Here is a 10,849-nt window from a genome sequence, read left to right on the forward strand (position 1 = left end):
AACGCAAAAGCACGCGACGCGAGAACCGAGTTCGCAAATGCAACTTGACAGCCCAGACAGTCGCTCTCCCCCGATCGGCCGGGGGAGAGGAAGGGCGCGAAACCGCCTTCTCTCCTTCCGGAATACCAAAAGGAGAGAACGGAGAAGTCTGCGCTACTCGTCCGCCTTGAACGTCTGCTTCTGCTGGCCCAGTCCTTCGATGCCGAGTTCCACGACGTCTCCGGCCTTCAGGAACACCGGCGGCTTCATGCCGAGGCCGACGCCGGGCGGGGTGCCGGTGGAGATGATGTCGCCGGGATGCAGCGACATGAACTGGCTGAGATAGGAGACCAGATACTTCACGCCGTAGACCATCGTCTTGGTCGAGCCATTCTGCATGGTCTTGCCGTTGACGGTCAGCCACATCTTCAGGTTCTGCGGGTCGGCAACCTCGTCCTTGGTGACCAGCCACGGGCCGGTCGGGCCGAACGTGTCGCAGGACTTGCCCTTGGTCCACTGGCCCTGGCGCTCGGCCTGGAAGGCGCGCTCCGACACGTCATGCGCGACGCAATAGCCGGCAACATAATCCAGCGCGTCGTCCTCCGAGACATATTTCGCCGTCTTGCCGATGATCACACCGAGCTCGACTTCCCAGTCGGTCTTGACCGAGCCGCGCGGGATCAGCACGTCGTCATCGGGCCCGACGATCGCGGAGCTTGCCTTCATGAAGATGATCGGCTCCGGCGGCACGGTGGCGCCGGTCTCGGCGGCGTGGTCGGAATAGTTCAGGCCGATGCAGATGAACTTGCCGGTGCCGGCGACGCAGGCGCCCAGGCGCGGCTTGCCGGAGACCACCGGCAGCGACTTCGGATCGAGCCTGGAGAGCATCTCCAGCGAGGCCGGATGAAGCGCCGTGCCGGCGATGTCGGCGACATGAGCGGAAAGGTCACGGATGTTCCCATCCGCATCAAGCAGGCCCGGCTTCTCGCTGCCAGCTTCGCCATAGCGCAACAACTTCATCTCAACTTTCTCCAGCTTGCGGCCAAGGGCCGGTTTTGCAAATTCCCGTCAAAGCCAGCGGACCCTAGTCGCCGACCACACCGGCGGCAAGCAAGCCTTGCTGCCATGCCGACCAAATCGTCGAGATTTTCAGACGCTTCGATCCGACCGCCCCGCCGATATCCGAGCCTTTCGTCAGATCGACCAGCCGCCGTCGATATTATAGGCCTGCCCCGACGTGTAGGTGGCGCCGGCAAGGTAGACGGCGAGATCGGCGATTTCTTCCGGCGTGCCGAGCCTGCCCATGGGCTGGCGGGCGATGAAGGCCGCGCGGGCTGCCTCATAGTCGCCCTGCGCATGCATGCGGTCCTGCAGCGACGGGCTTTCGACCGTGCCCGGGCAGATGGCGTTGCAGCGAATGCCCTTGGCCACATAATCGGCGGCGACCGCTTTGGTCAAGCCAACCACGGCCGCCTTGGTCAGGCCGTAGACGAAGCGGTTCGGCACGCCCTTCTGCGAGCTTGCCAGCGAGGCCATGTTGATGATCGAGCCGTCGCCGCGTTCCAGCATGCCCGGCAGCACGGCGCGGATGGTGCGGATCATCGAACGGACATTGAGGTTGATCGCGAAGTCAAGATCCTCATCCTTCATCTCGAGGATCGAACCGCCATGGACGAAGCCGGCACAGTTGAACAGGACATCGACGCGGCCGATTTCGGTGAAGGCGGAAGCGACGGCCGCATCGTTCAGCACGTCGAGCTTGCGGGTCTTGATGCCGGCCGTCTTGCCGAGTTCCGCCAGCAACGGCTCATTGATATCGGTGGCATGAACGATGGCGCCCGCCTTGGCGAAAGCGAGCGCGCTCGCCCGGCCGATGCCTTGCGCCGCCGCGGTGATGACAACCACCTTGCCTGCCAGATCCGCCATGTTTCTTCTCCTCGCCTGCCTGGAGCGTTTCACCGTTTCACGGAAACGGCGAACCGCCCTATTCTCGTTGTTCAACGCAATCGGGGCGGAAAAGCGCTCACACTTTTCTGGGATTGCTCTCGCGTCCGCCTCTATCGATGACCGGCCCCAGCGTCGTGGGCCAGACAGTCGCATCGTGCGGTCACATTGCCGCTTCACAAATAAAGATGTTTTTTCTCCATAAAGAGCACTTGCCCGAGCGTCAAGCCCGAAGGATCACCTTCGGCAAAGCCGACACGGCTCCGGCATACCGAAGGCCGTTGCTCCAAAAGCACCCCTCAGCGGGGTGCCTCAGTCGCCATAGGGCACCCAGACGTTCTTGACCTCGATGGCGCGGCGCAGGAAGGGCTCGCCGCCGGCCTCGTTCGAGCCCCAGTCGAGCGTGCGGCCGTTGCCGGTCCAGACGCGCTTGAGATTGCCGACGGAATCGGCCTCTGCTTTAGCGCAGGTGTCGGCATCGGCGAACACCCAGAGCCCGTCGACATCGTCATGCTTGGCCAGCACCCCGGCGAGTTCGGCGCTGCGGCCGGTGACGATGTTGATGGCGCCGGCAGGCACGTCGGAATACTCGATCACCTGATAGAGGTCGGTGGCCACGAGCGGATGCCGCTCGGAAGGGACGGCGACCACGGTGTTGCCCATGGCGAGCGCCGGCGCCAGCAGTGAGATGAAGCCGAGCAGCGGCTGGTTGTCCGGCGCAACGATGCCGACGACGCCGACCGGCTCATGCAGCGCAAGCGTCACGACGCGGGCCGGCGGCTGGTGGACACGGCCCTCAAACTTGTCGGTGAGCCCGGCATAGAGGAACAGCCGCTCGATCGACTGTTCGACCTCTTCACGCGCCGCCTTCGCCGTCACGCCCGTCAGTTGGACAAGGCGCGCGGCGAACTCGTCGGCGCGGCCCGACAGGTTCTCGGCGAAATAATAGAGCACCTGGCTGCGGTTATAGGCGGTCGCATCCGGCCAAGCCTTGCAGGCGCGTGCAGCGGCGACGGCGTCGCGGATGTCCTTGCGATTACCGAGGCCAACCTCGCCGGCAAGCTTCCCCTTGGCAGTGGCGACGGCAAGCGAATAGTTGCCGTCCGGCCGCACCTGCTTGCCGCCGATGAACAGCTTTGCCGTGCGGTCGATTGCCGTGCCGTCGGCCTGCTCGACCGGCTGGGCCGAGCCGGCTGCGGCCGGCTTGACGACAGGCCCGACCGGCAGCTTCGCCGCCAGATACTCGAACATGCCTTCGCGGCCGCCGTCGCGGCCAAAGCCGCTTTCGCGATAGCCGCCGAAGCCGCAGGCGGCGTCGAACATGTTGGTGCCGTTGACCCAAACGACGCCTGCTTTCAGTTGCGGAGCAACGTACAAGGCAAGGTTGACGTTCTCGCTCCACACCGAGGCAGCAAGGCCGTAGCGCGTGTTGTTGGCAAGCTCGATCGCTTCCTCGGTGTTGCGAAAGCTCATGGTCGCCAGCACCGGTCCGAACACCTCCTCCTGCGCCAGAATATTAGCCGGCGAAACACCTGTCGCCAGCGTCGGCAGATGATAATACCCTGTGGTCGGCACGGCAGCGTCCGGCTGCCAGCACACCGCGCCCTGCTTCGCCCCCTCGGCGATCAGGCCTCTGACGCGATCGAGCTGGGTGCGATCGACCAGTGGGCCGATATCGGTGTTCTTGTCGAGCGGGCTGCCGACGCGCAGCCGGCTCATCCTAACCTTGACCTTGGCGATGAAGGCCTCCGCTACACCCTCCTGCACAAGCAGGCGCGAGCCGGCGCAGCAAACCTGGCCCTGGTTGAACCAGATGCCGTCGACCAGCCCTTCGACGGCGCTGTCGAGGTCGGCATCCTCGAAGACGATGAAGGCCGACTTGCCACCGAGCTCCAGCGACAGTTTTTTCCCTGAACCGGCCGTCGCCTTGCGGATGATCTTGCCGACTTCGGAGGAGCCGGTGAAGGCGATCTTCTGGACGTCAGGATGGTTGACGATGGCAGCACCCGCCTCAGGCCCGCCCTGGACGATGTTGACGACGCCTTTCGGCACGCCCGCACGCTCGCAGATCTCGGCGAACAGGATGGCGGTGAGGGGCGTGAATTCGGCAGGCTTCAGCACCACCGTGCAACCGGCGGCCAAAGCCGGCGCGATCTTCCAGGCCAGCATCAGCAGCGGGAAATTCCACGGGATGACCTGGCCGACGACGCCGACCGGCTTGTGGTCGGGAAAATCTTTCTCCAGCGTCTGCGCCCAGCCGGCATGATGGGTGAAGTGGCGGATCGCCAGCGGCACGTCGATATCGCGGCTCTCGCGGATCGGCTTGCCGTTGTCGATCGATTCCAACACCGCGAACAGACGCTGGTGGCGCTGCATGGCGCGGCCGATGGCGTAGAGCACTTTCGCTCTGGCATAGCCCGAGCTGGCGCTCCATTTCGGCAGCGCCTTGGCCGCCGCCGCGACCGCGGCGTCGATGTCGGCGGCGCCCGCATCCGAGACCTTGGCGAGCAGCTTGCCGGAGGAAGGCTCGCTGGTGTCGAAGGTCTTGCCGCCGGCGGCTGCCTTCCAGGCGCCGTCGATGAACAGCGCTTTTGAGAAATCACGTCCCGCGAGCCAGGCATCGGCCTCGTTGCGGGCTTCCGGCGCCGGGCCATAATCCATGGCGTGATAGCGTTCGAGGATATTCATGGGGCGCCTCCTTTACCCTCCCACTTGTGGGGAGGGTCGATCGGCAGAGCCGATGGGGTGGGGGTAAACGATTAGCGGATTGGTGCATTTGACAGGTCGATTTGTTTTTTGGCCCCCACCCCGCCGCTCCGCGGCGACCCTCCCCACAAGGGGGAGGGTGGGTGCTAGGCCATCGCGTGGCGGTGGTTGGCCGAATAGTGACCGGTCAAATGATGTTCGAGCTGGCGTTCGATGTCGGTGAGCAGGCTGGAGGCGCCGAAGCGGAACAGCTCCGGTTCCAGCCAGGGCCGGCCGAGTTCTTCCTTCATCAGCACCAGCCAGTCGAGCGAGGCCTTGGCGGTGGAAATGCCGCCGGCCGGCTTGAAGCCGATGAGATAGCCGGTTTCCTCGAAATAGGCGCGGATGGCGCGCACCATGGCGAGGCCGACGGGCAGCGTGGCGTTGACGCTTTCCTTGCCGGTCGAGGTCTTGATGAAATCGGCGCCGGCCATCATCGCCACCATGGAGGCAAGCATGACATTGCGCAGCGTGGAAAGGTCGCCGGTGCCGAGGATGACCTTGAGATGGGCGTCGCCGCAGGCGGCCCGCATCGCGACGATCTCGTTGAACAGCTCGCGCCATTTGGCGCCGTAGACCAGGCCGCGCGGAATGACGACATCGATCTCGTCGGCGCCGTCCTTCACCGAGGCCTCGATCTCCTGCAGGCGAGTCGAGAGCGGGGCAAGGCCGTGCGGGAAGGCGGTGGATACGGCGGCAACATGGATGCCGGTGCCGCGCAAGGCGTCGACCGCGGTGGCGACGAAGGGATGATAGACGCAGACCGCCGCCGGGCGAATGGTTTCGCCTGATATGCCGAGACCCTCGACGATATCGCGACGCAACGGGTTGATCGCCTTGGCGCAGAGCCGGCGCACGCGCTCGTCGGTGTCGTTGGAGTTCAGCGTGGTGAGGTCCATGCAGGCAATGGCACGCAAGAGCCAGGCGGCCTGGTTGTCGGCCTTGATCGAGCGCCGCTTGGTGAGCGTCGCGACGCGACGCTCCAGCGCCGAGCGATTGACGCTGCGCACCGATTCCAGGAAGCCGAGATCGAGCTTCATGCCGGGGTTGCGGGCAATGCCATGTTCCAGCGGCACCGGCGTGTTGGCGGCGGCGCGCGCCGGCAGCGGCATCACCTTGGACGCGCCTGCGCCAGCCTCGCGGATCGTGCTCATCTCCTGCCCTTCCATTCAGCGACCTCAGCCGAAGATAACCCGTGAAGCGATGCTTCACGAGTCCTTCAAAGGCTCATAGCGGAAAAAGGCGGCAAATGCAGTAGATTTTTGACCGTATGGTCAAAACGCGGAAGACGCGCGCCCTCAGCCGACGAAGGCACGCTCGACGACGAAGCTTGCCGGGTGGCTCAAGGAACCTTCCTGGAAGCCGAGGCTTTCGGCGAGTTCCTTGACGTCCTTCAGCATGTGCATCGAGCCGCAGATCATGATGCGGTCGGTCTCGGGATTGAGCTTCTCGATGCCAAGGTCGGAATAGAACTTGCCTGAGCCGATCAGCGCGGTGATGCGGCCCATGCGCGCCGATTCCTCGCGGGTCGTCGAATTGTAGAGCGTGACACGGCCGCCGGTCAGCTCACCGATCAGCGGGTCGCTCTCGAGCCCGGCCACCAGCTCCTGGCCATAGGTGAGCTCGGCATTGTCGCGGCAGGTGTGGGTGAGGATGACCTCGTCGAACTTTTCGTAGGTATCGGGATCGCGCAGCAGGCTGGCGAAAGGCGCGATGCCGGTGCCGGTCGAGATCATGATCACGCGCTTGGCGGGCGTCAGCGCGTCCAGCACCAGCGTGCCGGTCGCCTTCTGGCGCATGATGACGGTGTCGCCGATCTCAATCTTCTGCAGCTCGGAAGTCAGCGGACCGTCCGGCACCTTGATCGAGAAGAATTCGAGCTCGTCGTCCCAGGCGGGGCTTGCGACCGAATAGGCGCGAAAGATCGGCTTCTCGGCATTGGGCAGGCCGATCATGACGAACTCGCCGGAGCGGAAGCGCAGCGACTGCGGGCGGGTGATGCGGAAGGAGAACAGCCGGTCGGTATAGTGCTTCACCGACACCACGGTCTCGGCATAGACATTGGCGGGAATCGGAAACTGCAGCGGCTTGGCGCCGGCGACGTTCAACGCGGATGTCGTGTTCATTCCAGCCCAACTTTCCGGCCCAGACGGAACGCACCGGGCGCCAAATTTCTCCTGCGCGTCCGAACGGTCAGGTTCCGAGGCGCTCCTCACACACTGCCAAGCGGTAAGCTATTGTGTCGGGAATTTATTAGTATACAAATGATCTTGAGGTCAAGATGGCGACGTAAAACGCCTTTCCAAACCGAGGTATATCCGTAGTCCTGGTATTTCGGGTTTCGGCAATGAATGAGAAATTTTCGGCGTCGGCCGGAAGCGTCGTGGCTGGCATCGATGTCGGCGGAACCTTCACCGATCTGCTTTTGATCGACGGCAAGGCGGGCGGCAAGGTGCATATCGCCAAGACGCCGACCACGGTGGAAAACCAGGCCTTCGGCGTGGTCGCCGCGCTTGGCGCGACCGGCTTTCCGATCGACGGTATCGACCTCATCGTTCACGGCACGACGACCACCACCAACGCCGTGCTGGAACGCCGCCTGGCGCGGACCGGCATGATCACCACGCGCGGCTTTCGCGACGTGATCGAGCTTGGCCGCCGCACAAGGCCGCAGGCCTATGGCATGACAGGCACGTTTGTCCCCGTCATTCCCCGCGACCTTCGGCTCGAAGTGTCGGAACGGGTCGAGGCGTCCGGCGCCGTGCGCATTCCACTTGACGAAGCCGAGATGCGCGATGCGGTGAAGAAGCTGCTCGCCGCGGGCTGCGAGTCGCTGGTCATCCACTTCCTGCATTCCTACGCCAACCCGTCGCATGAGCAGCGCGCCGCCGAGATCGCGGCAGAGCTCTGGCCGAACGGGCACATCACCACCGGACATGCGCTGCTTTCGGAGGCGCGCGAGTTCGAGCGCGGCGTGACGGCCGCCGTCAATGCCTCGGTGCAGCCGATTCTGGAGCGCTATATCGAGCGGTTGCGCAAGGAACTGGCGGCAAAAGGCTACGCGCGCGACTTCCTGATCATGAACGGCAATGGCGGCATGATCTCGGCCCGCTTCGTCACGCTGGAATCGGCCAAGACCGTGATGTCCGGTCCCGCCTCCGGGGTGATCGCCGCCGCCTATACCGGAAAACGCGCCGGCTTCGGCAACCTCGTCACCTATGACATGGGCGGCACCTCGACCGACGTGGCGCTGATCCGCAATGCCGAGCCCGCCGTGTCGAATGAGATCGAGATCGAATATGCGATGCCGATCCATGTGCCGATGGTGGCGGTGCACACGGTCGGCGCCGGCGGCGGCTCGATCGCGCGCGTCGATGCGGCCGGGCTGATACAGATCGGCCCTGAAAGCGCCGGCGCAAACCCGGGCCCGATCTGCTACGGGCGCGGCGGCACGGAGCCGACCATCACCGACGCCAATCTGGTGCTCGGCCGCCTGGCGCCGAAGAAGCTGCTCGCGGTCGACAATCCGGTCACGGTCGAGCGCGTGACCGGTGTTTTCGAAGACAAGATCGGCAAGCGCAGTGGTCTCTCCGGCGTCGAAGCCGCGGGCGCCGTGCTCAGGCTCGGCAACATGAAGATGGCGGGCGCGATCCGCATGGTGTCTGTCTCGCGCGGCCATGACCCGCGCGATTTCGCGCTGTTCGCCTTCGGCGGCGCCGGACCGCTGCATGCGACGGCGCTTGCCCGCGAGCTCGGCCTGCCGCGCGTGCTTGTACCGGCGCGGCCAGGCATCACCAACGCGCTCGGCTGCGTCGTCGCCGATTTGCGCCACGACTTCGTCAACACGATCAACCAGCCGGTTAAGCTGCTCGATGAAGCCTCGCTTCACGAGGTATTGGAACGGCACCGTAACGAAGGCGAGGCGCTGATCGCTAAGGAAGCGGTGAAGCCGGACGCGATCCGCGTCACCCATTCGGCCGACATGCAGTTCGTCGGCCAGACGCATATCATCAATGTGCCGCTGCCCTCCTCCTCGGTTTCACGAGAAACGCTGCAGGAATTGTTCGAAAAGGCCTATTTCGCCCGCTTCAAGGTCGAGCTGCCGGAAATCCGCGCCAACCTCGTCAATCTCAACACCTCCGTCACCGGCGTGCGGCCGCAGATCGATCTGTCGCGGCTGATCGACCCTGCAGGACGGGCGGCGACGCTCGAGGAGGCGCGGCGCGAAATCCGGCCGGTCTGGTATAATGGGCACTGGCACGACACGCCGGTCTATGCCCGCGAAAAGCTGCCGCTGGACGCCGTCATCGAAGGCCCCGCGATCCTGGAACAGATGGACGCCACCACGGTGCTGGAGCCCGGCGACCATGCGCGCTCGGACGCCGACGGCAACATCATCATCGACATCGGCGAGGCTTGAAATGGCAAAGCTCGACACGATCACGCTTTCGGTGCTGCAGGCCGCCCTGCAGCAGGTCTGCGACGAGATGGACCTGACGTTTTCCCGCGCGGCCTTCTCGCCGGTCATCGCCGAAGCCAACGACCGTTCCGACGGCATCTATTCGGCGGTCGACGGCTCGCTGATTGCGCAAGGCAGCCAGGGCCTGCCGGTGTTCGTCGGCGTCATGCAATATTCGACCAAGACGGTGATCGAGATGATCGCCGACGGCCGCTGCGTGCCACCGGAACCGGGCGACATCTACATCGTCAACGATCCCTATCTCGGCGGCACGCATCTGATGGATGTGCGCTTCGTCATGCCGGTCTATCGCGGCGGCAAGATCTTCTGCTGGCTGTCCAACACCGGACACTGGCCGGATATCGGCGGCTCGGTGCCGGGCGGCTTTTCGGCCTCGGCCACCGCCGTCGAGCAGGAAGGTCTGCGGCTGCCGCCGGTAAGGCTGTTCAAGAGGGGCGTGCTCGATCCAGAGATCTACGCCATCATCTGCTCGAACATCCGGGTCGCCGACCAGCGCATTGGCGATATCCGCGCGCAGGCCGCCGCACTGCTGATCGGCCAGGACAGGCTCAATGAAATTCTCGATCGTTACGGTGACGAAACCGTCGTCGAGGCGATCGCGGAGCTACGCCGCCGCGCCGCCGAGCAGATGCGCGCCTCGATCGCTGTCATACCGGACGGTGTCTATCGCTCGCAGGCCTTCGTCGATTCCGACGGTGTGGTCAATGAGCCGCTGACGATCAATCTCGCCGTCGAGAAGAGGGGCGACACGCTGACCTTCGATTTTGCCGGCTCATCGAAACCGTGCGCCGGACCAATGAACAGCGTTCTCGCGACGACCCTGTCGTCGGTCTATCTCGCCATGCGCCATATCTTTCCGGAGGTGCCGATCAGCGCCGGCGCCTTCGAGCCGCTGATCGTCAAGCGGCCGGAAGGCACGTTCCTTGACGCGAAATATCCGCGCCCCGTCTCCGGTTGCGCGGCGGAGGTTTCGCAGCGCATCGCCGAGGCCGTGTTCGCCGCGATGGTGCAGGCGCTGCCGGATAAGGTGACGGCGGCGCCCGCCGGCTCCAGCGGCAATTTCGCGCTCGGCGGCAACGATCCGGCGCGCGGGCGCGACTATGTGATGTACCAGATCTCGGGCGGCGGCTACGGCGGCAATGCCGGCCATGACGGGTTGAGCAATGGCTGCTCGACCATCGGCATTTCGAAATCGCCGCCGGTCGAGATCATGGAGCAGGCGTTCCCGGTGCTCTACCGGCATTACGCGCTGCGCGAGGGCTCGGGCGGCGCGGGAAAACATCGCGGCGGCTTCGGGCTCGCCTATGAAGTCGAGATCCTGCGCGGTGAAGCCCGCGCGTCCTTCGTCATGGATCACGGCCGCTTCGGCCCGCAGGGCGCGCTCGGCGGCAAGGACGGCGCGCCGAACAGCGTGACCGTGTTCCGGGACGGCGAAGCCCATGTGCCGCCGCATCTTTCCAAGGAACAGGACATCGCGCTCAAAGCCGGCGACCGCGTGCGGGTCGGCACGCCGGGCGGCGGCGGTTATGGCGATCCGCGCGAGCGCGATCCAAGGCAGGTCGCCGAGGATGTCAGGCTCGGCTACTATACGGCCGAGCAGGCCGGGGAGATGTTCGGGGTGGAGCTGCCAGCGGACGGGCGTGGCAATAGGCCAAACGCCTAAGTCGAGTTCCTAAAGATGCCATCCCGCCGAGCCTAACC

Annotated in this window: 7 protein-coding genes; 2 read left to right on the top strand and 5 right to left on the bottom strand. The window is 64.7% G+C overall.

Annotated elements, in window-relative coordinates; genetic code table 11:
• Positions 1 to 153: 153 nt before the first annotated feature.
• The 5 genes from P9273_RS24280 to P9273_RS24300 form a co-directional block, all read right to left on the bottom strand.
• Positions 154 to 999, bottom strand: a complete 846-nt coding sequence (locus tag P9273_RS24280) for a fumarylacetoacetate hydrolase family protein (protein ID WP_278051028.1) — start codon at positions 997 to 999, stop codon at positions 154 to 156.
• Between the two features lie 174 nt (positions 1,000 to 1,173).
• Positions 1,174 to 1,905: an SDR family oxidoreductase gene (locus P9273_RS24285; protein WP_278051029.1), complete on the bottom strand. Its 732-nt coding sequence runs from the start codon at positions 1,903 to 1,905 to the stop codon at positions 1,174 to 1,176.
• Between the two features lie 330 nt (positions 1,906 to 2,235).
• On the bottom strand, positions 2,236 to 4,611 hold the full coding sequence (locus P9273_RS24290; protein WP_278051030.1) for an aldehyde dehydrogenase family protein: 2,376 nt from the start codon (positions 4,609 to 4,611) through the stop codon (positions 2,236 to 2,238).
• Between the two features lie 164 nt (positions 4,612 to 4,775).
• Positions 4,776 to 5,822, bottom strand: coding sequence for a deoxyribose-phosphate aldolase (gene deoC, locus P9273_RS24295; protein WP_278051031.1), 1,047 nt, complete (start codon positions 5,820 to 5,822; stop codon positions 4,776 to 4,778).
• A gap of 144 nt (positions 5,823 to 5,966) precedes the next feature.
• On the bottom strand, positions 5,967 to 6,794 hold the full coding sequence (locus P9273_RS24300; protein ID WP_040998372.1) for a ferredoxin--NADP reductase: 828 nt from the start codon (positions 6,792 to 6,794) through the stop codon (positions 5,967 to 5,969).
• A gap of 221 nt (positions 6,795 to 7,015) precedes the next feature.
• On the opposite strand from P9273_RS24300, the gene P9273_RS24305 reads away from it, so the two are divergent.
• Positions 7,016 to 9,088: a hydantoinase/oxoprolinase family protein gene (locus P9273_RS24305; RefSeq protein WP_278051032.1), complete on the top strand. Its 2,073-nt coding sequence runs from the start codon at positions 7,016 to 7,018 to the stop codon at positions 9,086 to 9,088.
• Between the two features lies 1 nt (position 9,089).
• Complete coding sequence (locus P9273_RS24310) at positions 9,090 to 10,811, top strand: hydantoinase B/oxoprolinase family protein (protein WP_278051033.1); 1,722 nt, start codon at positions 9,090 to 9,092, stop codon at positions 10,809 to 10,811.
• The last annotated feature ends 38 nt before the right edge of the window (positions 10,812 to 10,849 follow it).

The organism is Mesorhizobium sp. WSM4935 (genome assembly GCF_029625735.1).
Lineage (GTDB): Bacteria > Pseudomonadota > Alphaproteobacteria > Rhizobiales > Rhizobiaceae > Mesorhizobium.